The sequence below is a fragment of the Glaciibacter sp. 2TAF33 genome (genome assembly GCF_052114945.1).
Lineage (GTDB): Bacteria > Actinomycetota > Actinomycetes > Actinomycetales > Microbacteriaceae > Cryobacterium.
In genome coordinates this window covers 22,703-47,346 of the sequence record NZ_JBFRFS010000004.1, presented here as the reverse complement: position 1 = coordinate 47,346, position 24,644 = coordinate 22,703, and the positions used below count along the sequence as shown (strand labels likewise).

The following is a 24,644-nucleotide window of genomic DNA, read 5'->3' as shown; positions in this document are numbered from 1 at the left end:
TTGATCATGGGTTACCTTCCCACCAGTCCGGTGCGATTGATCAGGGTGTCCAGCATCTCGTCGACCGCGGTCATGACGCGGGCCGCCCCCTGATAGGCGTGCTGGAACATCAGCAGGTTGACGTTCTCTTCATCGAGGTCCACAGCCGAGTTCGACAGCTGCGACGTGGTGGCGGATGTCGCGGCCAGGCCGGCCAGGTTCGCCTGCTGCAGCTCGGTCTTGGTGGCGATGCCGATGTTTGTCACGAATGACCCCCAGGCCTTGTTGGGGGAGTCCGGCGTGGTGCCGAGCTGGGCGATCCGGTCGGCCGTGGACCCATCCCGGGGGCCGGTCCCGGGTGTGCCGGTCGCGATTCCACTGGCATCGGTGGGGACAACGGTCATGGTGAGCGCGGGCCGGTCCGGGTCGACGTTGAAGAAATTCAGGCCGGTCGTGCCGGCCGGGATGCCGCCGGGCATGCCGCCCGGCGTCGCCCCGCCCTGGTGGATGGCGTTGACCTTGGTCACGAGGTCGGTTGCGAATGCGTTGTACGAAACCGCGGCTTCGGCAATCGCCCCGCCGGTGCCGGCGCCATCCGGCGCCGCAAGCACCGAGAGCGCTCCAGCGATCTCGCCACCCTCGACCGAAACCGGGGTGCCCGGGCGGTTCGCCCAGACCAGGCGCACCGGGTCAGGCGATGAAGGCGGTGTCGTCGGCATGACGCCGTCCATCCGGCTGGCACCGGCAACGCCCAACTGCTGCACCGTCGTTCCCGAAACCAGCGCATTACCGCCGACCAGCACGTCAACGGTCCCGTCGGCAAGCTGCCGCACCGATCCGCCCGTGAGGGCCGCGATCGTCGTGGTGAGCGCATTGCGCTGGTCGAGCAGCTCGTTGGCGTTGCCTCCCGCGGCGAGCGTCAACCGGATGCGCCCATTCAGATCCGCGACCTGCGCCGCCGTCTGGTTGAGCTCGCCGACCATGCTGGTGACGTTGCCGCGCACCTCGGTCCACTGGTTGTCGACCGCCTGGTAGCCCTGTGCGATCTGAGCTGCCACGTTCTTGGCTTGCCCGATCAGGAGCCCGGACTGCGCCTGTTCGCCTGCACTGTTCGAGAGGTCGCCCCACGCGGCCCAGAATTCCTGCAGCTGGGTGGAGAGGCCGTCCTTGCCCGGCTCATGCAGCGACGTTTCGATCCCACTCAGGGCGTTGGCGCGAACGGCGGTGTAGCCGGACGATCCAGCGGTGAAACGCACCTGGGCGTCGAGGTTGGCGTTGCCGAGCCTGGCGATGCCATCGACCGACACCCCCATGCCCACGCGTGCGCCTCCGCCGAACAGGCCGACGGGTGCGTTGATCGCGGACGTCGTCACACGCTGGCGTGTGTAACCGGCCGTGTTCGCGTTGGCGATATTCTGACCGACCACGTCCAGCCCGGCCCGTGCTGCCTGCAGGCCGGTGTATGCCGTGTTGAGGCCGCCGAAGGTGCTCATGGAACCGTCCTCACAAACTTCTGTCGAACAGGCGCGCGCCGGCATCGACAGCACCGGAGCTGCCGGTGGCGTCGTACGTGTTCGCATCCGCATCGAGTCCGGCGAGGGTCTCCTGGGTGGACCGGGTGGCGGCTCGGAGGAACTGTTCGTTCACATCGCGCAGTGCCTTGATCTGATTCGTCAAGGACGTCATCGCGGCCAGGTGGGCGGCGAAGATCTCACCCCAGGGGCCGCTCGGGGCGTGGGCGACGACCTCACGCAAGGTGGCATCCTCTGCGGTGTCCCATTCCCGGGCCAGGGCGGCGACCTCGACGGAACGGCCGAGACCGGCTTCGCGGACCAGGTTCATCACCTGCTCCACCTCACGGGTCGCGTGCTGCAGCCATCGGGTCTTGCCCGACATCAGGAGGAGTTGTTCCTCCTCCAGCTTGAAGATCAGTAGCTCAAGCAGCTCTCGCTCGCGCCAGAGCAACGCTGACAGTTCATTGGCGGCCACGTACAACTACCCTTCGGGATTTTGGGGGCACATCAGGGAGCATGCGCTGACCCGTTCGAAACCACTATCGGCACAGCACCCCCACGCGTTAGCTGTTTCGCCCCAATCGGGTGTCCGCAAAAGAGAGGACACCGCTAGACCCGGACTGGGGGCAGCACAACGCCTTACGTCGCCGAAATGGCCGATAACTTGTAAATCGAGGCGGAAACACGCGGTGAACAGCTCCCGAGGCGGTTCCTGGCAGGCGTCTCAAGCCCTCCAGATTGTGCATCACGCAATTACAAACCCGTGCTTACCCGGCCAATCGCACCACGTCCGTTCTCGAAGCTCCTAGAGGTCCGTAATTGAATCGCACAGATCGAAACACGCTTGTCATGGAAAACCTCCCGCTCGTGGGGTACCTGGTTTCGGAGACCTGGGCCAAGGCCCGCCACCTCTCCCGTGACGACCTGGCTTCTGCCGGTGCGCTGGCCTTGATCACCGCGGCGGATGCGTTCAAGCCCGAATTCGGGGTTCCATTCGGTGCCTTCGCCCGGCGACGCATCATCGGCGCTTTCGCCGATGAGATGCGGGCGATCGACTGGGCAACCCGATCCGCCCGCCGGCGGATCAAGGAGACGGTCGCCGTGCAGGAGACCCTCGCCGCGGCGCTGGGACGCTCCGCCTCTGTCGATGAGATCGCCTCGGCACTCGGGGTGGACCGCGAGACCGCAGCGGCCGGACTGGCCGATGCCTCCCGCACCCTCTCCACCCTCGACGACACCACAGCAGAGTTCCTGGTGGCCGACACGGCACTTCCGGAGGAGACCGTCCTCACCTCCGAGCGCCTCGCGTACCTGCGCGCCGCAGTCACCGCACTGCCCGAGAAAATGCGTTACGTGGTCGAACAGGTGTACTTCGGTGACCGTTCGGTGAAGGAACTCGCTGAAGAGCTCGGCACCACCCACTCCGCGGTGTCACAGCAGCGCGCCGAGGCGATCCGCCTGTTGCGCGACGGCTTCGGCACCCACTACCCGGATGATGACGCCGGAGCTTCCTCGTACGTTCCCGAGTCACGCGTCTCAGTGGCTAGTCGGAGCGCCTACCTCGCTCGTCTCGCCGACCAGGCGCTGGCGGGCATCGGTCGTATGGCCCGTGAGCGGTCGGCGGCAAACAGCCCAGCGGCATCCTGAACCACTCGCATCCGGTGCCGAACTCATCGGCGCCTGTTCACGCGCAATGGGGCGCCCAATCCGAAAGTAGTTGTCGACCATGCGTGCCCCCCATATTCCAGCGCTGAGGTCCACCGGCGTCGCGCCTGAACCCGTGTGCCGAAAATGTGGGCAGCGTACCCGGATTGTCCCCAACCCGTACTTCGGGGCGGGCCTGGCCGTGCACCGATACTTCAGGGTGTGCCGGCGTTGTGACTGGACCGCGATTGTGACGGAGAGGTCCGCTCCGAGCCGCCCGGCCCCGCCCGGAGCGTCGATGGCCGATGAGGCAACACCCGAGGGTGGGCCAACGCGCAGCCGGCGACGCTGGAGTTGGCGACGCGGAAAGTAGCCGGAGAAACCGTGACCCAGAAGGCCACATCTGATCGAACCTGGGGCACCCCCGGAAAGCGAAGTATGAGACCAGCAGTGAGAAGAGCCGTCACCCTGCACGGCCCGGAGTCGCCCAAGCCCAGCACGACGACGGTGTTGGTGCCGCAGAACCAGCATGGCCAGCTTCCGGCGGTTCTGGTCAACCCGATCGACAGCCGCGGACGGGTCGTCCCGGGCGTGTGGCTCGGCGAGAACACGGATCGCGCCGCTGACGGAGCGGTTTACCGGTGGGTGAAAGAGAGCGAATAGCAGGGGCACGCGAAAGATTTCACGTTGCCGGCTAACCAGGCGGGTACACCGGCCGATAGCTCTAAGTGCCAGCCCATGGATGGGTAGGCGAACCGAAACCCACATCACGGAGGAATTCACCATGGGTATGCAGATCAACACCAACATTGCGGCGAACAACTCGTACCGCAACCTCGCCAACACGCAGAACGACCTGTCGAAGTCGCTGGAGAAGCTGTCCAGTGGTCTCCGCATCAACCGCGCAGCGGATGACGCAGCGGGCCTGGCCATCTCCGAGGGCCTTCGCTCGCAGGTCGGTGGCCTCACGGTCGCCGCCCGCAACGCCCAGGACGGCATCTCGGTCATCCAGACCGCGGAAGGCGCCCTGACCGAGGTCCACTCGATCCTGCAGCGTATGCGTGACCTCGCTGTCCAGGCCGGCAACGACTCGAACAACACTGAGTCGCGCAAGGCGATCACCACCGAGGCGACCGCGCTGAACGACGAGCTCACCCGCATCAGCCAGACCACGAACTTCAACGGCATCCAGCTGCTCGACGGTTCCAAGCCGTCGTTGTCGTTCCAGGTCGGAGCCGACGGCAGCAACAGCAGCCAGATCGCTGTGAGCCTCACCGGGGCGGACGTGAAGTCAATCGCTGCGGACCTGAAGAACGGCACGCTTGCAGCCGTTGGTACGCAGTTCGACTTCACCGCGACCACCGGAGCGGCAATCGGCGCGATGGCGGACTTCTCCTTTGCTTCGGGTGTCGGAACCTCGGTTGAAAAGACCGTGACTGTCGACCTCTCGGCCGCCACCATCACCAATGGTGACGACCTCGTCGCCGCGTTGAACGCTGACAAGAACTTCTCGGACAACTTCACCGCCACGGTTGTGAAGGACACCAACGGTGTTGCCACTGGCTTCAACGTTCGTGCGAAGGATGGTTCAACAGTTGACGACGCGACGTCGACGGCTGACAACGTCGGCACCATCACGGCGGGGGCAGCCGTTCTTGGCGGCCTGGACTTCTCATCGGCAGCAGCTGCGAAGCTGTCGATCGATAAGCTCGACGCCCAGATCACCAAGATCTCGACGGCCCGCGCCGACCTCGGTGCTTCGCAGAACCGCTTCGAGAGCACCATCAAGTCGCTGAACGTGTCCAAGGAAAACCTCACCGCAGCCGAGTCCCGCATCCGCGACACGGACATGGCTGAGGAAATGGTCAAGTTCACCCGCGCCAACATCCTGTCCCAGGCCGGTACCGCCATGCTCGCGCAGGCGAACCAGTCCAACCAGGGTGTGCTGCAGCTCCTCCGCTAAACGGGGTAGCTGATCTCAACCACGCAACAGCTGGGTGAGTGACGGCTGGTGGTGATCGGCGAGGGAACTGGACCTCGCTCGCGGATCGCCACCAGCCGTTCGCCGTATCCCTGAACACCGCACACCACACACACGCTTCGAGGAGACACCAGATGGGGCTCGCAGTAGACGGACTCGTCAGCGGCCTGGACACCACAGCCCTGATCAATTCCCTCATGCAGGTGGAGGGTGTCCCGCAGACCCTCCTCAAGAACAAGGTCTCCGCGTCCCAGACTTTGATTTCGGCCCTCCAGGGGCTGAACACGAAGGTCGCCGCCCTGGCTGACCTTGCACTCAAGACGTCAAAGCCGGCAGCCCTCGACCTGTATTCGGCGAGGAGCAGTTCCGCGAGCGTCACGGTCACCGCCGCAACAGGTGCCGCCCCCGGCCAGATCGACCTGAAAGTCGACGCCCTGGCTAAATCGCAGAAATCCGTTTCCGATGCGATGGCCACCTGGCCTGACTCGCCGGCGGTGCTGACCATCGCGAGCACAGACGGAACACTGCACGAGATCACGGCAACAAGCTCGTCGCTGGACGACGTCGTCTCGGCGGTCAACACAGCAGGCGCCGGAGTAACCGCGACCAAGGTCGCCGTCGGCAGCGGAAACTACCGAATCCAGTTCGCCTCGACCGGGATCGGCGCTGATTCCGCCTTCACGGTGTACCGGGGCACCAGCGCAGAGGTCACGGCCGCCACCGCCCCGGCGATGAACCTCACCCAGATCCAGGACGCACAGGACGCATCGATCACCATCTGGGCCGGCACTCCCGCAGCGCAGACGATTACGTCGTCGTCGAACACCTTCAGCGATCTTCTGCCGGGCGTCTCGATTTCCGTTTCCGCGACGTCTGCCGACCCGGTCTCCATCAGCATCGCCCGCGACGACGCCGCGATCAGCAAGAAGGCCAGCGACCTGGTCACCGCCCTGAACGGCATCTTCTCCGAGGTCAGCTCGAAATCGACGGTGACCACGAGCACGGATGCGTCCGGAACGACGAGCACCAAGGGAGGCGTCTTCACCGGCGACAGCACGGTGCGGGACGTGAACCAGAGAGTGCTGTCCGCGGCATCGTTGCCGGTCAACGGCCGATCACCCTCCGAATTCGGGATCAGCATCTCGAAGACGGGCACCATCGACTTCGACTCCGCCAGGTTCGCGACCGCCCTGGCTGCCGACCCTGCCGCAACACAGGCAACCCTGACCGAAATCGCATCCCGCGTGGCCGCAGCAGCAGCCTCCGTGTCCGACAAGTACAGCGGCTCGCTGACGACGAAGATCACCGGACAGGAATCCGAAGTCAAGGGCCTGGGACTTCAAATCGACGATTGGGACAGACGCTTGACCACCCGCCGGAAGACGCTGGAGGCGACGTACTCGGCGCTGGAAGTGCAGCTGAGCAAACTGAACTCCCAGTCGTCCTATCTCACCTCCCAGCTCGCGGGCCTGCCGAGCGCGAGCAAGTGACGACCATGACCTTCGGCGTCCAGGCCCAGCGCTCCCAGTACAACCGCGACGCGGTGCTCTCCGCGACCCCGGTCAGGCTCCTCACCATGCTCTACGACCGGCTGCTCCTCGACTTGAACCGTGCCGCCACCGCCCAACAGGGCGAGGACTGGGCGGTCGCCACCGAGAACCTGCTGCACGCGCAGGCGATCGTCGCGGAACTCTCCTCCAGCCTCAACGTCGACGCCTGGGAGGGCGGGGAGGGCCTGCTGGCGCTCTACACCTACGTCTCCACCGCGCTGATCAGCGCCAACATCCACCGCGACATCGAGCGCACCCGGGAGAGCATCGCACTGCTTGAGCCGCTGCGGCAGACCTGGCATGAAGCGGCCGGCCAGTTGCCGTCGCAGGCGGCACCGGCCAGCAGCGGCGGAACGCTCGGCTTTGCCTGAGATGACACCAACGGATGCCGGCCGCGCCGGCTGGGTGCGCGCGCTCGACACGCTCGAGGCGGAGCTGGGGGAGATGCTGGTCTCGACCCTTCGACAGGCTCAGGGCACCGCAGGCTCGACCACCCAGGTCTCGACAAGCGGGTGGACGCCACCCGGGGGGCTCGGCCCGATCCCGGCCGACCTGGAGGCACGCGCCCGAAAGCTCCTGGCCGGGCAGCGTGAACTCATCGCCGAACTCGAGCACACCAAACGCGCCACAGCCGCCCAACTCCGGGCCCTGCGAAAGATGCCCGCGACGCGTCCGGCGGCGGCATCCGTTTATCTCGACACCAATGGGTGAAACCTCCTAACGGATCCTGAACCCCGGCCGATAGCTAGCAGTGAGCACGGATTGCTCACACCCCGGCCACGGATTGGCCACACAGTTCCCCGATCATGAAGCGGGTTAGTCGTGTTCGATTCCGTGACCGCCACAGCGCTCTCGAGCGCCCTGGACGGCTTGGCGCTGCGCCAGCGCACCATTGCCAACAACATCGCCAACGTCAACACCCCCGACTACCACGCCAAGCGCGTCGCCTTCGAAGCCGCCCTCGCCAAGTCGGTCAGCGCCGGCGACGGCCACGCCCCTGCCACGACGGCGAGCTCGCTCGAGCCGACGAACACCAACGGCAACAACGTCAACCTCGACACCGAGACGCTCTCCAACATCGATACCGTACTCCGGTACCAGTTCGCCACCCAGGCAGCGAACGGCCAGTTCTCCACCATGCGCGCGGCGCTCCGGACCAGCTGAGGACCCGCCAGATGACATTCGACGCCATCGGAATCGCCGGAACCGGCCTCACCCTGCACCGCAAATGGCTGGACGCGGTCGCCGACAACCTCGCCAATGTGAACACCGTCACCGGCACCGACGGTGAGGCCTTCCGGGCCCGATACGTGCTCGCGCAGGCCGGCGAAGGCACGAGCGGCGCCTACGTGGCGGGAGCCGCGTTCGGTGACGCAGAGGGTCGCGTCGTCTACGCACCAGACCACCCGCTCGCCGACGCCGGCGGCTACGTGCGCTACCCGGACATCGACATGGCCGAGCAGATGGGCGAGCTGATCATGGCCCAGCGCGGCTACCAGGCCAACGCCGCAGTGGTCGACCGTGCCAAGACCGCGTACGAAGCAGCACTCCAGATCGGACGTTCCTGATGACCATTCCCGCGATCGGCTCGGTGCTGGGCAGCACGGGCACCGGCTATCGCTCCGCCCTGCAGGGCGCCACCGGCCCCACCGGAACCAGCGGCACCGACGGTTCCGGCTTCGGCGCCAGCCTCTCTGGCGCCGTCGACAACCTGCAGCAGCTGCAGGCCACCTCGAACGCGCTCTCGATCCAGGCCGTCACCGGGGACCTGAACGACATCCACACCGCCACCATCGCGTCCACCCGCGCGCAGGTCACCCTCGAACTCGTCGCCGCCGTGCGTAACAAGGGCGTCGACGCGTTCAACGAGATCATGAGAATGCAGGCGTAATGCCGACCCAGGTCACGTCGGCGCTGCGGCGCTTCGGCAACACGCTGCGCGAGTTCACGATCGCCCAGCGCACCGTTGCGATCATCGGCGTCGCGGTGCTGGCGCTCGGTATCGCCGCCCTCGTCATGTGGGCGACCAAGCCGTCGTATACGCCGTTGTACTCCGGTTTGAGCGCAACGGATGCCAGTTCCATCGTCGACCAGCTCAACACCGATGGCGTGCCGTACGAACTGACCAACGGCGGCGCCACGATCATGGTGCCGCAGCAGAGCGTCTACGACGAGAGGCTGAAGGCCGCGGCCGCCGGACTGCCCTCCTCCTCCACCGGCGGGTACTCACTGCTCGACAAGATGGGCGTCACCGCCTCCGAATTCCAGCAGTCGGTCACCTACAAGCGGGCGCTCGAGGGCGAACTGGCCAACACCATCCAGGCGATGAAGGGCGTGAAGGCGGCGTCCGTGCGCCTGGCCATCCCCGAGGAGACGGTGTTCGTGTCGCAGAAGGCCGACCCGACGGCATCCGTCTTCGTCGACACCAAGAACGGTGTGACCCTCTCCAGCGACCAGGTGCAGGCGATCGTCCACCTCACCTCGGCGTCGATCGAGGGCATGGCGCCCACCGACGTCGCCGTCATCGACGCGAAGGGCATCGTGCTCTCCGCCGTGGGTGTCGGTGCCACCGGATCGGCCGACAACCAGGCCTCCGACTACGAGACCCGGGTGCGCGGTTCGGTGCAGGCCATGCTCGACAAGGTCGTCGGCCCCGGCAACGCCACCGTCGTCGTCGCCGCAGACATGAGCTTCGAATCGGCGCAGCGCACCGAGGAATCCTTCACCTCGCCGACGGATGCCCCTGCCCTCAACGAGGCGGTCAAGACGGAGTCATACACCGGCACCGGCGGCGGCGCCGCCGGGGTGCTCGGACCGGACAACATCGCCGTGCCCAACGGTGCGGGCGGCAACGGAACCTTCACCTCGGCGGACACCACCCGGAACAACGCCGTCAACAAGGTCACCGAGAACCGCACCATCCCGGCCGGGGCACTCACCCGCCAGACCGTGTCCGTTGCGCTCAACAAGGAGGTCGCCGGTGACATCAACGTGGCCGACGTCACCTCCCTGGTCTCCTCGGCGGCCGGCATCGACACCAAGCGCGGGGACGCCGTCACCGTCGAAATGGTCAGCTTCAACAGCGCCGGAGCGAAGGCGGCAGCCCAGGCCCTCGCCGAAGCCGAGCAGTCAGCCGCGGCCGACCGGATGGCCGAGATCATCCGCATCGGGATCATCGTCGCCGGGGCGCTGGTCACCTTCGTCCTGGGACTGGTCCTCTACGCCCGCCGGTCACGTCGCCAGACCCGTGAAGCCATCGAGCTCGGCGAATTGAACGAAGAGCGGATGGCGTTGGAGGGGATGACGCTTCCGATCGGCATCGAGGCACCGACCATCCCGATGCTCCTCACGCCGCCACCCGCACCGCGCGACCTCGAGCCGTCAGACGCCAACCGCCGGCGCGAGGATATCGACGCCATGGCCGCGCGCGACCCGCAGAAGACGGCGGACTTCCTCCGCGGGCTCATGGATGACAGGCAGCCGGCATGAGTGACGACGTCGCGGTCCTGACCGGCACCCAGAAGGCCGCCGTGGTGCTGATGAACATGGACCAGCAGCGCGCCGCCCAGGTCATGAAACAGTTCAGCGAGATCGAGGCCGAGGAGATCGCCGCGGAGATCGTGCGCCTGCGCCGGGTGGACCCGGCGATGGCCGAAAGCGCAATGGAGGAGTTCCACGAGCTGACCCTCAGGGGCGGCCGCAACACGCGCGGCGGCCGCGACTTCGCGGCGGGGCTGCTCGAGGCCTCCTTCGGAGCCGAGCGTGCCGCGGGCGTCATGAACCGGGTCGCCTCGTCGATGGCCGGCAAGGCGTTCGAGTTTCTCGACACCGCCGAACCGGCGCAGATCAAAACACTGCTCGACGGTGAACTGCCGCAGACGATCGCGCTGGTGCTGGCGCACCTCCGCCCCGAGCACGCGTCCGCAGTGATCGGCGCCCTGGACGACACCCTGCGCACCGACGTCGCCCAGAGCATCGCCACGATGGGAACGGCCACGCCGGAAGCGGTGCGAGTCGTCGCCGAGATCCTCAAGGTCCGAGCCGGCGCTGTCGTCTCCGCCCGGGAATCGACTGAGGTCGTCGGAGGAGTGCAGCCGCTGGTCGAGATCATCAACCGCGCCAGCGTCGCCACCGAGCGCGCCCTGCTGGAGGCCCTGGACGCGCGCGACCCCGAACTGGCCGAAGAGGTCAGGTCGCGGATGCTCACCTTCGCCGACATCGTCAAGCTCGAGAGCCGGGACGTGCAACAGGTGCTTCGCGGCATCGACGCGTCGGTGCTCGCGATCGCCATGAAGGGATCCAGCGAGTCGGTCATCGACGTCATCCGCTCGAACATGTCTGAGCGCAACCGCGAGATCCTCGACGACGAGATCAAGATCACGCCGCCCGTGCGCCTGTCGCAGGTCGAAGAGGCACGCGCACAGATCGTGCGCGCCATCCGCGACCTCGAGGCGCAGGGCAGCATCACCGTGCTGCGCGGGGATGAGGACGACTATGTCCTCTGACACCTTCATCGCCCTCGACATTCCCCGGCTCGGCACCAACAGCAGCCGGCGGATCGAAGAGCAGGCCCAGGCACGCGGGCACGCCGCCGGGTACACCGACGGCCTGCGGGCCGCACAGGCGGAACACGCGGTGCGGGTGGCGCAGTACGAGGCCGAGCGGGCGGAGGCGGCCCGGGTTGCCGCTGAGCGCGTCGACCGAGCCGTCTCGCTGCTCTCCGCTGCCGCCCGGGCACTGGAACAGCGCACCCTGCCGTTGCTGGCCGACGCCCATGGCGCGCTGGCCGCCGCGGCGGCCGACCTGGCCGAATCGATCCTGGGCGTCGAACTGGCCGACCACGAGCGCGGAGCCCGCGCCGCGGTCGACCGGGCCCTGGCCGGTGTCGACACCCGGCTGGTGCACTCTGTGCGCCTGAACCCGGACGACCTGGCGTTGCTCGATGACGTGTGGCTGCGCGGCGACGGCCTGCGGCACGATGGGTCAATCGGCGGCGTCACGTTCTCAGCCGATCCGGAACTCCAGCGCGGCGACGCGGTGACGGAGTTCGCCGACGGATACCTCGACGCCCGCATCGAAACGGCGCTCGAGCGCGCCACGATCGCTCTCCTCCGGGAGAACCCATGACGACCACGCTGACGGACCGCGCCCGGAACCCGCTCCGCTTCGCCACCGCGCGCGCGTCTGCCGCGCCGGAACGCGTCGGCATCGTCGCCTCGATCGTCGGCCTCGGCCTCGAGGTGGCGGGCCTGACGGCCGCCATCGGCGACCTGGTCACGGTGGGGGATTCCGCAACCGGCGGCGTGCAGGCGGAAGTCGTCGCGACGACGCGGGACGGCATCCGCTGCATGCCGCTCGGGCGGCTCGACGGCATCAACGCCGGCGCCGCTGCCCGCTCGACCGGCGCGCCGCTCCTGGTCCCGACCGGCACCGGCCTGTTCGGGCGGGTGCTCGACGGCCTCGGCCGCCCGATCGACGGCAAGGGGCCCCTCGAGGTCTCTGCGATGGTTCCGCTCAACCACGACACTCCCTCCGCAATGCACCGCGCGCGCATCGACACCCCGCTGCAGACCGGGGTGCGGGTGCTCGACACGCTGACGACGGTCGGCAAAGGCCAGCGGCTCGGCCTGTTCGCCGGCTCCGGCGTCGGCAAGTCGTCACTGTTGTCGATGATCGCCCGCGGGACGGATGCCCAGGTGTCGGTGATCGCGCTGGTGGGGGAGCGCGGCCGTGAGGTGCGCGAGTTCCTCGAAGACGACCTCGGACCCGAGGGCCTCGCCCGTTCGATCGTTGTGGTCTCCACCTCCGACGAGCCGGCGTTGATGCGACTCCGGGCGGCGTTCGTCGCCACCCGCATCGCGGAATCCTTCCGCGACCGGGGCGCCGACGTGATGCTGATGATGGACTCGCTCACCCGCGTCGCCATGGCGCAGCGGGAGATCGGACTGTCGGTGGGCGAACCCCCGGCCACCCGCGGCTACCCGCCGTCGACATTCTCACTGCTGGCGCAACTGCTCGAACGGGCCGGCACCGGTGAGACCGGCTCGGTGACCGGCATCTACACGGTGCTGGTGGACGGCGACGACCACAACGAGCCGATCGCAGACTCAGCCCGCTCGATCCTCGACGGCCACGTCGTGCTCGACCGGAAACTGTCGATCGTCGGACACTTTCCCTCCGTTGACGCGCTCTCCTCGATCTCCCGGGTGGCCAGCCGGGTGAACCAGGCGGAACACACCAGTATGGCCGGGGAGCTGCGACGGGTGCTCGCGGCTCGCAAGGCCGCCCAGGATCTCCTGGACGTCGGCGCGTACCAGCGCGGCACCAACCCGCTCGTCGACGCGGCTGTCGACCACGAAGGCGCGATCAACGCGTTCCTGCAACAGCGGATGGATGACCAGACCCCCCAGGGCTCGTCCTGGGCCCAACTGGGCCACCTCACCCGCACCCTGGGAGGCCACTGATGTCCCGCGCTTTCCCACTGGCCGGGCTGCTGCGCCTGCGCCACCTGCAGCAGGACCAGGCCGCCGGCGAGCTCGCCGCGGCGAACTCCCGCCTGTACGAGAACACGGTCGTGGCCGAACGCGCCAGAACCGCCCTCGGCGGGTTGCCGACCGAGGCGACCAGTGTCGAAGCGCTCTACGCGGTCGCCGCGGCTCGCGCCTCGACCCGCGGCATGTTGGCGGACCTCGACGCCCTGGGGCGCCGGCACACCATCACCGCGCAGGAGGCCCAGGCGGCGTTCGACGCCGCCCGGGCGCAGGCGCTCAGCCTGGAAAAGCTTGAAGTGCGGCACTTTGTCGAGGTCGCGACCCTGGAGCAGCATGCCGAGCAGATCGTGATCGACGAGATCGCGTCGACCTCCTGGCACCGGGAGGAGGGCACACGATGACGATGATCGAAGCGATGGGCCGGATCGGAGAGATCCAGTCGTCGTTGCTGCAGCTCTCGGGTGCGAAGTCGGCGACCGCCGCGACGGACACCTCGGCGGCGTTCGCCGCGTCGCTGGCGTCGTTCGGCGGCACCAGCGGCGCGAGCGGCACCGGGGTCCCACCCGCGACCATCGCCAACCCGGGCGCGGCCACGGGGACCGACGTGGTGGCATCCGCCCAGAAATACCTCGGCGTTCCCTACGTCTTCGGCGGCGAAGACGCCAGCGGCATGGACTGCTCCGGCCTGGTGCAGCGCGTCTACGCCGATCTCGGCATCGACGTGCCGAGGCTGGTGTCCGGCCAGATGAAGATCGGCACCGAGGTCGGCTCACTCGCGCAAGCAAAACCCGGCGACCTGATCGTCACCGGCGGGGGAGAGCACATCCTCATCTACGCCGGCAACAACAGGGTGATCCACGCGCCCTATGAGGGCCGCACGGTCTCGCTCGTCGACGCCTACATGACGGATGCCGACATCGACACGATCCGACGGGTCATCCCGCAACCGAGTGCAGCGGCGTCCGCGTCCCCCGGCGGCGGCAGCACCGACTTGATCTCCGCAGCGCTGGCATCGTTCGCGACGGGGGGTGCGAGGTGAGCATCCCGGTACTGAACCCGGCGCCGGCGAAGGTGCCGTCTGCCGCTGCCCCCGGCGGGTCCACTGTGGCCACCGGCTCCGCTCCGGCCGGCGCGTTCGCCGCCGTCCTGCAGAGTTCCCTCGACTCGAGCGTGTCGCCGGCGCCGGAAAAGACACGCGATGTCGGCCGGGACGACGCCACTCGCGGCGGAGACGGCATGGACCAGATCCTGGTGCCCGGCATCTTCACCCAGGCGACGCCGCCGGCCGGCGCCATGGCCACCGGCCCCCTCCACGTCGACGCTGGAGCGGCCGCGGGCCTCGCGGCGCCCGCGGCCGGGACATCGAGCCTCGCTGCCGCGGACACTGCGACCACGTCGGCATCCACTGCCATCCCAGCGCTCCCCGCCGCCGGCGCGCTCCCCACCCCGATGGTCACGCGTGCGGGCGACCACCCGGTCGGAGCGGCGAACCCGGCCGCGCCCCACACCGCGCATCCGGTGATTCCGGCGGAAACGACGCAGGCTCCCGCAGCCGCACCGGGCGCACCGGCCCCGGCGGACGTGAGCCCCGCGACGAACGCGGTGCCGCTTCCGGGACCGGCGTCGTCACCACTGCAGACCGGTCGTGCCACGGCCGCAGTCGCCGCAACCGGATCGCCCGCGCCAGCCGCCCCGGCCACCGCACCGCCGGTCACCGCACCGCCGGCCGGTGCCCGGTCCGCCCCCGCATCGCCGGCCGGTGCCCGGTCCGCCGACGCACCGCCAGCCGGTGCCCCGTCCGCCCCCGCCACGGCAACCGCGGGCGTCGCCCCGGCCGACCTGTTCGCGGCCACGCTGTCCGGCCGGAACGTGCCCGTCGCAGATCCCGGTGCAGCTCCCGGCGCCGCTGCCGGCCCGGCAGCGCCGGCCGGTCTCGTGGGAGCTCCGCCGCACACGCCGCCCGCACCGGTTGCACCTGCCGCGCCCGCGGCATCCGTCGCCCCGGCGCAGCCGGCGCCCCTGGCCGCGCAGGTCGCTGCCCCACTGTTTACGCTGGTCGGCGCCAAGCCGGGCGAGCATGTGCTCAGCATCAATGTCACGCCAGACAACCTCGGACCGGTCACCGTTCGCGCCCACGTCTCAGCCGACGGGGTGCGGGTCGAACTCTTCGCACCCAACGACGCCGGCCGCGACGCCTTGCGGGCGATCCTGCCGGACCTGCGACGTGACCTGGCCGGGTCCGGGCTGAACTCCAACCTCGACCTGTCGTCGCAGAACCAGGCGCCGGACCCCGAATCGGCCGGCCGCCAGACACCGGCCGGCCGTCGCGGACTCGACGGCGGCACAGCCGCGGAACAACCAACCGGACCTGCGCAGCCGCGCGGCTTCGGTTCCTCATCCACCATCGACGTACTGGCCTAGGAGAACGCATGCCGATCGACCCCATCACCGCCGGTGCGTCCGCGGGAATATACAGCTCCGCCACCACCACCGACCGGGCGCCGAAGCAGACCATGGACTCCGAGGTGTTCATGTCGCTGCTGGTCACCCAGTTGCGCAACCAGGACCCCAGCTCCCCGATGGACACGAACCAGATGATCTCACAGACCACGCAGCTGGCCATGATGGAGAAGCTCACCGAGCTGTCCAAGACCGGCACCGAGAACTTCTCCCTGCAGATGCGGATGGCCGCCGCGGCCCTCGTCGGCCAGGACGTGAGCTACGAAGGCGAAGGCGGCACCATCACCGGTGTCGCGACCGCGGTCTCCTACGCCGGCCCGGTCCCCACCGTCACCGTCGGCGGCAAAGAAGTCCCGCTCGACGTCATCTCCGGCGTCACCACCCACCCCGCTTCCCCCACAGCCAGTCTCTGACCGAAAGGCATACCAATGCTCCGCTCGCTCTACTCCGGAATCTCCGGCCTCCGCGCCCACCAGACGATGCTCGACGTGACCGGCAACAACATCGCCAACGTCAACACGACCGCGTTCAAGGCGTCGGCCACCCAGTTCCAGGACACCCTGTCGCAGATGACCCAGGGCGCCGGCGGGCCGCAGGCCGGTGCCGGCGGAACCAACCCCGCCCAGGTCGGGCTCGGCGTGCAGGTAGCCGGGATCACGACCAACTTCGCGCAGGGTTCGGCGCAGTCCACCGGCCGCTCCCGCGACATGATGATCTCCGGCGACGGGTACTTCGTCACCCAGCAGGCCGGCGAGACGCTGTACACGCGCGCCGGTGCGTTCGACTTCGACGCCCAGGGCCGCCTGGTCTCGCCGGACGGTGCGTTCGTGCAGGGTTGGAGCGCAGTCAACGGCGTGATCAACACCGGCGGGGCGACCGGCAACATCTCGTTGCCGCTGGCTGCCATCAGCCCGGCGAAGGCGACGACAACCGCCACGGTCGGTGGGAACCTGCCGTCCGATGCTGCGGCGGGCACTGTGCTGGTGCGGGATGTGAACGTCTACGACGCCAGCGGCAAGACGAGTACGATCAGTCTCACACTGACCCGCACCGCTGCCGCAGGTGAGTGGACCGTCTCCGGTGACAACGGCGCGACGACCACGGGTACGAACCTGACCTTCGACGCTGCCGGCGCGTTGACCGGCGGCGGCGCCCAGACCGTCAACGGCGTGGCCTTCGACCTGAGCGGGGTGAGTGGCTTCGCCGTCCTCAACACGGTCTCTGTGACCAGCCAGAACGGGACGGACGCCGGGACACTCAAGTCGTACACACTCGGCAAGGACGGAACCCTCGTTGGCCTGTTCAGCAACGGCGACCAGGTGGCGATCGGGCGTATCGCCCTGGCCACCTTCGTCAACCCCGGCGGACTCGAGAAGGCCGGCGGATCCAGCTACCGCGGCACCGTCAACTCCGGCGCCGCCGAGGTGGGCGAAGCGGGCACCGGCAGTCTCGGTGCGCTGAGCAGCGGACAGCTCGAGATGTCCAACGTGGACCTGTCACAGGAATTCACCAACCTGATCGTCGCCCAGCGCGGCTTCCAGGCCAACGCCCGCATCATCACCACATCCGACGAGGTACTCCAGGAACTGACCAACCTGAAGCGCTAAAGAGCATCCGCTCGTCGGTCGCCCGAGCAACGCCTGCCTAACCGCGGGCGAGGGGCGGCCGACAGTGGTGTTTAACGACTCATCGGAGTCGCCTGGGACCATGGATGGGAACAATGATCGTAGTCACGCGGCTGAACGACAGCCAATTCGCGATCAACCCAGACCTGATCGAACGTATCCACTCGAACCCCGACACCACCCTCGTCATGGTCGACGGCGCCAAATACATCGTCACCGAGTCCATGGATGAGGTGATTGAGCGGGTTGCCGCCTATCGCGCGCGGGTCATCGCCCTCGCCTATGAGCCACAACCCACCACCCAGCGGGGGGCGCGCCAGCTCGGGCTGGTCCCGCTGTACGAGGAGGACCCCCAACTCGGTGACGCCGGAGAACCCCTGCCGCTCCACCCGCGGAGGAAATAGTGGATCCGGCAACCCTGATCGGAATCGTGCTCGCCTTCGGGGCACTGTTCGCGATGATCACGCTCGAAGGCTCCCACATCACGGCCATCCTTCTCCCGGCGCCGATGATCCTGGTCTTCGGCGCCACGATCGCCGTCGGCATCGCCGGCGGCACCCTGCGTGACTTCTTGACCGCGATGAAGGCGCTCCCGGGTGCGTTCCGCGGAAAGATCACCGCACCGCAGGCGGTCATCGACCAGGTGGTCTCGCTGGCGGAGACGGCCAGGAGCAAAGGGCTCCTCGCCCTGGAGCAGGAAGCGGACACCATCGACGACCCGTTCCTGCGCGGGGCCCTGCAGAACATCGCAGACGGCACCGACGGCGACGAGCTGCGGATCATGCTCGAAGACGAGATCGCCACCAAAGCCAAGTCCGACCGTGCCGCGGCGAAGTTCTTCATGGCGCTGGGCGGGTACGCACCAACGGTCGGCATCGTCGGAACGGTGGTGTCGCTCACCCACGTGCTCGAGAACCTGTCCTCGCCAGACACGCTCGGTCCGATGATCGCCACCGCCTTCGTCGCGACGTTGTGGGGGCTGCTCTCGGCCAACTTCCTCTGGCTGCCGATCGGGACCCGCCTGAAGCGGCTCGCCGACCTCGAGGTCGACCGGATGACCCTGCAGATGGAAGGCGCCCTCGCCGTGCAGGCCGGGAGCCAACCGCGCCTGCTCGGCGAGCGACTGCGTGCCATGGTCCCGGCCGAGGCGCTGAAAAAGGCGGCATGAGCGCCCGGCCGCGCCGGCGGAAGCTCGGCGAATCAGAGGACGAACACCCGGACGAGCGGTGGATGGCCTCGTACATGGACATGGTCACCGTGCTGATGTGCATGTTCATCGTGCTCTTCGCCATGTCCACCGTCGACGAGAACAAGTTCAAGGCGCTGGCGAACTCGCTGGCCACGGGATTCGGCAGCACCGATGTGAACAAGATCGACACCGCGGGTGTGGTGGTGCGACCGGACCTGGTCGATCCGTTGGCCGCCGGTTTCGCCGCCGTCGACACGCGAACGGATGTCGAGGTCGCGCGAGCGGAGATCGACGACCTCACCGCGCTGCGGGAGCACATCCGCTCCAATCTGCAGCAGAACGGGGTGGAGAACCTCGTCCAGTTCAAGATCGACCAGCGCGGGCTCACCATCGGCCTGATCGGGTCAGAGACGTTCTTCCAGCCGGACCGCGCCGACCTCAGTCCGCAGGCCATCGTGGTGCTCGACTCCATGGCGCCGCTCCTCGCACCCGATGCCCGTGACATCTCGGTCGAGGGACACGCGGACAAGCACGGCCGCACGGTCAACTTCCCGACCGACTGGGAGCTCTCGTCCGGGCGCGCGACGCAGGTGCTCCGCCGGCTGGTGGAGCAGGGCGGGGTGCCGCAGGAGCACGTCGGCGCCGTCGGCTACGGTGCCGCCCGGCCGGCGGCCACCGGCGACGCGCTGGAGGACATGGCGCAGAATCGCCGCGTCGATGTGGTCGTCCTGTCGAAGCTTCCCGACTCGGTGCGCGCGCTGATACCCGGGCTGCTTGAGTCGCTCAACGCTCCCGGCGCACCCCCGGCATCGGTACCAGCCGCGACGACGCCCGAGGTCGCAGCACCGAAACCCGCCGCACCGAAACCAGCCGCACCGGGGCCCGCGGGCGGCCGCTAGTCCTGAGGCACGGATAAAACACGCGAATCCGGTCGTGCGCGCACCTAACCACGGGGCACGTGCGGCCGATAGTGCCCGTTGTGACGGTCCAGGAACAAACGGTGAGTGGCGTGCCCGCGCGCGGAAACAAGACGGTCGAGACATACGACTTCCGGCGCCCGACCACCCTCGCCCKCGAGCACACCCGCGTGCTCGAGCTCGCCTTCGAAACGTTCGCGCGGCAGTGGGGAACCCAGCTCACCGCCAAGGTGAGGGTCGTCTCACAGGTGAGCTGCGAAGAAGTCACCATGTGCACGTACGACGAGTACGCGGCATCGCTTCCCTCAACGACCGCAATGGTGCTCTGCGCTGTCGAGAAGATCCCCGCCAAGGCCGTCATCCAGTTCTCAACCTCGGCGGCGCTGTCGTGGGTCGGCCACATGCTCGGCGGAAACGGCAGCCAGGTCGACTCGGAGCGCAAGTTCACCCAGATCGAGCAGGCGCTGGTGCGCCGGCTGATGGACGACGCGCTCGAGGACCTCCGGTACTCACTCGGGACAGTGCTGATCAACCGGATCGCGGTCGACGGAATCCAATACAACTCGCAGTTCGCGCAGGCCGCGGCCACGAGTGACCTCATGATCGTGGCCACCTTCGAGATCCGCGTCGGCGACCGCTCCTCGCAGGCCACCGTTGCCCTCCCCGCGGAGGCGCTGCTTCCGCAACTGGGGGAGGCGAACCCCACCAGCACGACGGCGAACGCGCGGGAGCTGATCCACGCCCAGATGGCGTGGGTGCCGGTCGAGGTCGCCCTGCGGCTGACCCCGGCCCGCGTGCTCCCCAGCCGCATCCTGGGGCTCGCGGTCGGTGACATCCTGGCCATCCCGCACCCGGAGCACCGCCCGTTCGATGTCGCGGTCGGCGGCGAGCCGATGGCCCGCGCCGCGCTCGGTGCCAACGGCTCCCGCCTGGCCTGCGTCATCACGTCGAACGACCCGCCGAGCACCGAACTCGCCCAGCGTGACCGCCGCAAAACCGACCGCGCGCAGACGGGCGGAAGCTCCGACCGACGCGCAGAACGAAGAACAGACATCGTCCTTCCCAGAACCCCGGAGACCTTCCAATGAGCGCCACCCAGACCCTCCAGAATGCTGCCGTCGACGCCCTGGTCGCCCTCCTGCCCACCGCCACCCAGTTGCAGGCGCGGCAGTCGTCCGGTGCCGCGGCAGGCCGTGTGCCGCAGGCGACCATCGCCTCGTTCGTGGGAGCGACATCCGCTGACCTGGCGGTCGTGGTGACGGATACGGACGCCCTGCGCGCCGCCGCCGGCACCGACTCGCCGCTCGTCTCCGCGGGCGACGTCCTCCGTCCCGCACTCGAGGGCGCGGCCCGGGTCCTCGGCACGGGAGTGCTCGGCGAGGCCGTTGTGGATGATGCGTCGGCCTTGTTCGCCGACCCCGACACCGTCGTCTTCGAGCTCACCGACAACGGCCTGGCCGCCGGCTGGTTCGCCATCCGAGTCAGGGCGAACGGCATGGCAGACAGCAACCGCTTCACCCACGACTCGGTGGTCGGCAAGCTGGGCCGCATCAACAACGTCGAGATGGCGCTCACCGTTGAGATCGGGCGCACCCGGATGTCGGTGCGCGACGTGCTGGCGCTCGAGCCCGGCGCCGTGATCGAGCTGGACCGCTCGGCCGGCGCGCCCGCCGACGTGCTGCTGAACGGACGGCTCATCGCCCACGGCGAGATCGTCGTCGTCGACCAGGACTACGCCGTTCGCATCACCCGCATCCTCGATGTCGCAGAGGGCCTCTCGTAAAGTGGACACCTTCCTCGTCGCGGTGCGCGTCGCACTGTCCCTCGCCGTCGTGCTGGGACTGCTGTGGTACGTGCAACGTCGAGTGACCCGCGGCTCCACCGCGAAACGCAACGCCAGCCTGGTCACCGTCGTCGGCCGGCAGGGGATCGGCCAGAAGGCATCCGTTGTGGTCGTCGACGTCGAGGGCACCCGGTTCGTGCTCGGCGTCACCGAGCAGTCGGTGAACGTGCTGCACAGCGCTGCCGGCCCTGGCGAGGCCGCGGTGGCCGTGTCTCGACAGGCTCGACGACCGGTGGTCGAGCTTGTCGAGACCTCGATCACCGACAGCGGTGCCGCGTTCGCGCGCACGCTGACGGATGCCGCGGCCCACGATCCGCTGGACCCCCAGCTTGACCCGGTGCTGGCTTTCCGTCCGCGCCGCGACCGCACCAAGCCCGGCAAGCTGGGCGGCTCGATCCTGTCACCGGCAACCTGGCAGCAGACAGCGGCCGTGCTCCGGCAGGGCCGGTGAACACCGCCGCGCTCGGTCACGAAGCACGGCGCACGCGGTCAGTGCGCATCGTCGTCCTCATCCTGCTGGGCCTGGCCATGATCCTGGCGGTGCTCATGCTCAGCGCCCACGCCGGGCACGCGGCCCCGGTCGACCCGACGCCGCCCACAGGCCCGGCCACGCCAACGGATGCCGGTGACGGACTCACCGTGGAGATCAACGGCCCGAACGGGGCGCCGTCATCGGCCATCGTCACCCTGGTCGGCATCACACTGCTCTCGGTCGCGCCGGCACTGCTGCTGATGATGACGTCGTTCACCAAGATCTTCGTCGTGCTGGCCATGACCCGGAACGCCCTGGCGCTCCCGTCGATCCCGCCGAACCAGGTGCTCGCCGGCCTGGCCCTGTTCCTGTCGCTGTTCATCATGGCGCCGGTGATCGCCGACATCAACACGCTCGCCGTGCAGCCGTACCTGAACGGGCAGACGGACTTCACCGAGGCGGTCAACGCCGGCTCGGAACCGCTACGGGTGTTCATGCTCGCGCACACCCGCGAGGAAGACCTCGCCCTGATGACCCGGGCCGCCGACCAGCCCAACCCTGACTCGGCCGATGCGGTCCCGATCCTCACCCTGATCCCGGCGTTCATGATCTCGGAGCTGCGGGCGGCGTTCATCATCGGCTTCGTGATCTTCGTTCCGTTCCTCGTGATCGACCTCGTCGTATCCGCTGCCCTGATGTCGATGGGCATGATGATGCTGCCGCCGGTGATGATCTCGCTGCCGTTCAAGATCCTGTTGTTCGTGCTGGTCGACGGCTGGGGCCTCATCATCACGTCGCTGATCAGCAGCTACCAGGGCGGTGGCTGATGGACACCAACGCCGTCCTGGACATCGCAATGCAGGGCCTCATCATTGCCGCGAAGCTCGCGGCGCCGGTGCTGATCACCGCCCTGGTGGTGGGTTTCGCCGTCTCGCTGCTGCAGTCGATCACCCAGATCCAGGAGGTGACGCTGTCGTTCGTGCCCAAGGCCGTCGCCGTGGGCCTGGCGCTGCTGGTTGCCGGGCACTGGATGATCTCCGAGATGGTGTCGTTCACGCACCAGATGTTCGACAAGATCCCGTCGCTGCTCGGGGGTGGGTGATGAACCTGACCCTCGACTTCGAGTGGATCGAAGCGGTCATGCTGGCTGCCGTGCGCATCACCGCGTTCATCGTGATCGCGCCGCCGTTCTCGTACAACGCGTTCCCGTTGCGGATCAAGGGGATGCTCGGCATCGGTCTCGCCTTCGCGGTGGCCCCGCGCGTCACCGACGGGTACGTCTCGCCGGACACCGCCGGGTTCATCACCGCGCTGGTGCTTGAAATCGTCGTCGGGGCGGCGCTCGGCTTCCTGGTGATGGTGGTGTTCTCCGCCGTGCAGTCCGCCGGCAACCTGATCGACATGTTCGGCGGATTCCAGATGGCGCAGGCCTTCGACCCGCAGTCGATGGTCAACGGCGCCCAGTTCACCCGGCTGTTCCAGATGACCGCGCTGGCGCTTTTGTTCGCCTCCGGCGGCTACCAGCTGATCATCGGCGGGCTGGCTCGCAGTTTCACCGCCCTGCCGCTCGGCGGCGGGCTGGACCTCGCTGTCACAGCCCAGGCCCTGGTCGGCGCGACCACCCAGATGTTCCTCGCCGCGGTGCAGATCGCCGGCCCGCTCGCGGTGGTGCTGTTCCTCGCGGATGCCGGGCTCGGCCTCCTCACCCGCGTCGCGCCCGCGCTCAACGCGTTCGCTCTCGGCTTCCCGCTCAAGATCCTGATCACCCTGACACTCGGCGGTCTCATCCTCGCCGCCCTTCCGGGCATCGTGTCCTCACTCACCGGCCAATCCGTTGCCGCCCTCATGGGGGTGAAGTAGATGTCAGACGTCGGCGAACGCACCGAACAAGCCACCGAGAAACGGATGAAGGAGGTCCACTCCAAGGGCCAGCTCGCCAAGTCGCAGGACCTGACCGCCTGGCTCGGCATCGGCGCCGCGGCGGCGATGCTGCCGGTCACCATCGAAGCCGGCGCCCGGGCCGGCACCGAGCAGGTGTTCAGCATCGCGAAAATCGCCGCGAACCCGCAACCGGCACTCGCCCTGCAGGAGCTCGGCGACGGGCTGGCCTCGGTGGCGGGCACGATCGCGCCGATGTTCATCGTGGTCGTCGTTGTCGTGCTCATCGGCGCGGTGGCGCAGGGCGGCGTGCACCTGAAAAAGCCCGCCGGCAAGTACGAACAGTTCAACCTGATCAGCGGCGTGAAGCGCACCTTCGGCACCCAGGCACTCTGGCAGGGGGTCAAGGCGTTGCTGAAGACCGCGGTGGTCGGCCTGGTGCTCACGATGGTGATCCAGGGCCTCACCCCGGTGCTGATGACAGCCGGGGGACTCCCGGTCTCAGAGCTGCTCGGGGCGGCCGGTGCCGGATCCTCGTCGCTGCTGCAGTCCGCGGTGATCGCCGGCCTGGTCCTCGCCGTCGCCGACATCTTCGTCATCATGCGCCGCAACCGCAAGAAGACCCGGATGACCAAGAAAGAAGTGCGGGACGAGAACAAGAACTCCGACGGCGACCCGCTGATCAAGTCGCAGCGCCGCTCCCGGCAGCTGGCGATGAGCAGGAACCGGATGATCGCATCCGTCGCGACCGCCGACGTGGTGTTGGTGAACCCGACCCACTTCGCCGTCGCGCTCAAGTACGAACCGGGCAAGTCGGCGCCGCGGGTGGTGGCCAAGGGCGCCGGCACCATCGCCGCGCGCATCCGTGAGCAGGCCGAGACCGACCAGGTGCCCGTCGTGCGGGACATCCCGCTGGCCCGTGCGCTGCACGCGGCCTGCGAGATCGGGCAGGAGATCCCGGTGGAGCTCTACAACGCCGTCGCGCAGGTGCTCGCGTTCGTGATGGCGCTCCGAAGCCGGGGAGCAGCGACCGGCACCCACGCCATGACGCAGTCACCGATATCCGCCCCCACACTCGCCACAGCATCAGGAGGTCGCTGA

Annotated in this window: 30 protein-coding genes; 28 read left to right on the top strand and 2 right to left on the bottom strand. The window is 68.2% G+C overall.

Going from position 1 to position 24,644, the window contains the following annotated elements; genetic code table 11:
• Positions 1-11: 11 nt before the first annotated feature.
• Both flgK and AB4Y94_RS04505 read right to left on the bottom strand, forming a co-directional pair.
• Positions 12-1,472: a flagellar hook-associated protein FlgK gene (gene flgK / locus AB4Y94_RS04510; RefSeq protein WP_441725339.1), complete on the bottom strand. Its 1,461-nt coding sequence runs from the start codon at positions 1,470-1,472 to the stop codon at positions 12-14.
• Positions 1,473-1,482: 10 nt separating this feature from the next.
• Positions 1,483-1,968: a flagellar protein FlgN gene (locus AB4Y94_RS04505; RefSeq protein WP_441725337.1), complete on the bottom strand. Its 486-nt coding sequence runs from the start codon at positions 1,966-1,968 to the stop codon at positions 1,483-1,485.
• 344 nt (positions 1,969-2,312) lie between these two features.
• On the opposite strand from AB4Y94_RS04505, the gene AB4Y94_RS04500 reads away from it, so the two are divergent.
• The 28 genes from AB4Y94_RS04500 (at position 2,313) to AB4Y94_RS04365 (ending at position 24,644) form a co-directional block, all read left to right on the top strand.
• Complete coding sequence (locus AB4Y94_RS04500; protein WP_441725334.1) at positions 2,313-3,140, top strand: sigma-70 family RNA polymerase sigma factor; 828 nt, start codon at positions 2,313-2,315, stop codon at positions 3,138-3,140.
• Between the two features lie 447 nt (positions 3,141-3,587).
• Entirely contained in the window at positions 3,588-3,800 is a 213-nt protein-coding gene (locus AB4Y94_RS04495) for a hypothetical protein (protein ID WP_441725331.1), read from the top strand.
• 121 nt (positions 3,801-3,921) lie between these two features.
• Positions 3,922-5,100, top strand: coding sequence for a flagellin N-terminal helical domain-containing protein (locus AB4Y94_RS04490; RefSeq protein ID WP_441725328.1), 1,179 nt, complete (start codon positions 3,922-3,924; stop codon positions 5,098-5,100).
• A gap of 152 nt (positions 5,101-5,252) precedes the next feature.
• The gene (fliD, locus tag AB4Y94_RS04485; RefSeq protein WP_441725325.1) at positions 5,253-6,608 is read left to right on the top strand and encodes a flagellar filament capping protein FliD; all 1,356 of its coding nucleotides are present in this window, start codon (positions 5,253-5,255) and stop codon (positions 6,606-6,608) included.
• A gap of 5 nt (positions 6,609-6,613) precedes the next feature.
• A complete protein-coding gene (gene fliS, locus AB4Y94_RS04480; protein WP_441725799.1) occupies positions 6,614-7,039 on the top strand; it encodes a flagellar export chaperone FliS in 426 nt (141 codons plus the stop codon).
• Complete coding sequence (locus tag AB4Y94_RS04475; protein ID WP_441725322.1) at positions 7,032-7,379, top strand: hypothetical protein; 348 nt, start codon at positions 7,032-7,034, stop codon at positions 7,377-7,379. Before fliS ends, AB4Y94_RS04475 begins: the two co-directional genes overlap by 8 nt.
• Positions 7,380-7,490: 111 nt before the next feature.
• The gene (locus AB4Y94_RS04470) at positions 7,491-7,832 is read left to right on the top strand and encodes a flagellar basal body rod protein FlgB (protein ID WP_441725320.1); all 342 of its coding nucleotides are present in this window, start codon (positions 7,491-7,493) and stop codon (positions 7,830-7,832) included.
• An 11-nt stretch (positions 7,833-7,843) separates the two neighbouring features.
• Positions 7,844-8,236 (top strand): flagellar basal body rod protein FlgC, encoded by a 393-nt coding sequence (locus AB4Y94_RS04465; protein ID WP_441725317.1) that lies wholly within the window; start codon positions 7,844-7,846, stop codon positions 8,234-8,236.
• Positions 8,236-8,559 (top strand): flagellar hook-basal body complex protein FliE, encoded by a 324-nt coding sequence (gene fliE / locus AB4Y94_RS04460; protein WP_441725314.1) that lies wholly within the window; start codon positions 8,236-8,238, stop codon positions 8,557-8,559. The genes AB4Y94_RS04465 and fliE overlap by 1 nt, the downstream gene beginning before the upstream one ends.
• Positions 8,559-10,157 (top strand): flagellar basal-body MS-ring/collar protein FliF, encoded by a 1,599-nt coding sequence (gene fliF / locus AB4Y94_RS04455; protein ID WP_441725311.1) that lies wholly within the window; start codon positions 8,559-8,561, stop codon positions 10,155-10,157. Before fliE ends, fliF begins: the two co-directional genes overlap by 1 nt.
• Positions 10,154-11,173 (top strand): flagellar motor switch protein FliG, encoded by a 1,020-nt coding sequence (gene fliG, locus AB4Y94_RS04450; protein ID WP_441725308.1) that lies wholly within the window; start codon positions 10,154-10,156, stop codon positions 11,171-11,173. Before fliF ends, fliG begins: the two co-directional genes overlap by 4 nt.
• Complete coding sequence (locus AB4Y94_RS04445; RefSeq protein ID WP_441725305.1) at positions 11,163-11,795, top strand: FliH/SctL family protein; 633 nt, start codon at positions 11,163-11,165, stop codon at positions 11,793-11,795. Before fliG ends, AB4Y94_RS04445 begins: the two co-directional genes overlap by 11 nt.
• A complete protein-coding gene (locus AB4Y94_RS04440; RefSeq protein WP_441725302.1) occupies positions 11,792-13,132 on the top strand; it encodes a FliI/YscN family ATPase in 1,341 nt (446 codons plus the stop codon). Before AB4Y94_RS04445 ends, AB4Y94_RS04440 begins: the two co-directional genes overlap by 4 nt.
• Positions 13,132-13,560, top strand: a complete 429-nt coding sequence (locus AB4Y94_RS04435) for a hypothetical protein (protein ID WP_441725300.1) — start codon at positions 13,132-13,134, stop codon at positions 13,558-13,560. The genes AB4Y94_RS04440 and AB4Y94_RS04435 overlap by 1 nt, the downstream gene beginning before the upstream one ends.
• Complete coding sequence (locus AB4Y94_RS04430) at positions 13,557-14,198, top strand: C40 family peptidase (protein ID WP_441725297.1); 642 nt, start codon at positions 13,557-13,559, stop codon at positions 14,196-14,198. Before AB4Y94_RS04435 ends, AB4Y94_RS04430 begins: the two co-directional genes overlap by 4 nt.
• On the top strand, positions 14,195-15,580 hold the full coding sequence (locus AB4Y94_RS04425) for a flagellar hook-length control protein FliK (RefSeq protein WP_441725295.1): 1,386 nt from the start codon (positions 14,195-14,197) through the stop codon (positions 15,578-15,580). Before AB4Y94_RS04430 ends, AB4Y94_RS04425 begins: the two co-directional genes overlap by 4 nt.
• Before the next feature lie 8 nt (positions 15,581-15,588).
• On the top strand, positions 15,589-16,032 hold the full coding sequence (locus AB4Y94_RS04420) for a flagellar hook assembly protein FlgD (protein WP_441725292.1): 444 nt from the start codon (positions 15,589-15,591) through the stop codon (positions 16,030-16,032).
• Positions 16,033-16,047: 15 nt separating this feature from the next.
• Positions 16,048-17,226 carry a flagellar hook protein FlgE gene (locus AB4Y94_RS04415; RefSeq protein WP_441725290.1) on the top strand — a complete coding sequence of 393 codons (1,179 nt, stop codon included), beginning with the start codon at positions 16,048-16,050 and terminating at the stop codon, positions 17,224-17,226.
• A 113-nt stretch (positions 17,227-17,339) separates the two neighbouring features.
• On the top strand, positions 17,340-17,648 hold the full coding sequence (locus tag AB4Y94_RS04410; RefSeq protein ID WP_441725287.1) for a flagellar FlbD family protein: 309 nt from the start codon (positions 17,340-17,342) through the stop codon (positions 17,646-17,648).
• Positions 17,648-18,412 carry a motility protein A gene (locus AB4Y94_RS04405; protein WP_441725284.1) on the top strand — a complete coding sequence of 255 codons (765 nt, stop codon included), beginning with the start codon at positions 17,648-17,650 and terminating at the stop codon, positions 18,410-18,412. The genes AB4Y94_RS04410 and AB4Y94_RS04405 overlap by 1 nt, the downstream gene beginning before the upstream one ends.
• Positions 18,409-19,332 carry an OmpA/MotB family protein gene (locus AB4Y94_RS04400; protein WP_441725282.1) on the top strand — a complete coding sequence of 308 codons (924 nt, stop codon included), beginning with the start codon at positions 18,409-18,411 and terminating at the stop codon, positions 19,330-19,332. The genes AB4Y94_RS04405 and AB4Y94_RS04400 overlap by 4 nt, the downstream gene beginning before the upstream one ends.
• Positions 19,333-19,433: 101 nt before the next feature.
• A complete protein-coding gene (locus AB4Y94_RS04395; RefSeq protein WP_441725279.1) occupies positions 19,434-20,438 on the top strand; it encodes a flagellar motor switch protein FliM in 1,005 nt (334 codons plus the stop codon).
• Positions 20,435-21,133, top strand: a complete 699-nt coding sequence (fliN, locus tag AB4Y94_RS04390) for a flagellar motor switch protein FliN (RefSeq protein WP_441725273.1) — start codon at positions 20,435-20,437, stop codon at positions 21,131-21,133. The genes AB4Y94_RS04395 and fliN overlap by 4 nt, the downstream gene beginning before the upstream one ends.
• A gap of 1 nt (position 21,134) precedes the next feature.
• Entirely contained in the window at positions 21,135-21,644 is a 510-nt protein-coding gene (locus AB4Y94_RS04385) for a FliO/MopB family protein (protein ID WP_441725270.1), read from the top strand.
• Positions 21,645-21,721: 77 nt separating this feature from the next.
• Positions 21,722-22,492, top strand: a complete 771-nt coding sequence (fliP, locus tag AB4Y94_RS04380; RefSeq protein WP_441725796.1) for a flagellar type III secretion system pore protein FliP — start codon at positions 21,722-21,724, stop codon at positions 22,490-22,492.
• Positions 22,492-22,767, top strand: a complete 276-nt coding sequence (gene fliQ / locus AB4Y94_RS04375) for a flagellar biosynthesis protein FliQ (RefSeq protein WP_441725268.1) — start codon at positions 22,492-22,494, stop codon at positions 22,765-22,767. The genes fliP and fliQ overlap by 1 nt, the downstream gene beginning before the upstream one ends.
• A complete protein-coding gene (locus AB4Y94_RS04370; RefSeq protein WP_441725266.1) occupies positions 22,767-23,525 on the top strand; it encodes a flagellar biosynthetic protein FliR in 759 nt (252 codons plus the stop codon). Before fliQ ends, AB4Y94_RS04370 begins: the two co-directional genes overlap by 1 nt.
• Positions 23,526-24,644, top strand: coding sequence for an EscU/YscU/HrcU family type III secretion system export apparatus switch protein (locus AB4Y94_RS04365; RefSeq protein WP_441725264.1), 1,119 nt, complete (start codon positions 23,526-23,528; stop codon positions 24,642-24,644). It abuts the gene before it with no gap.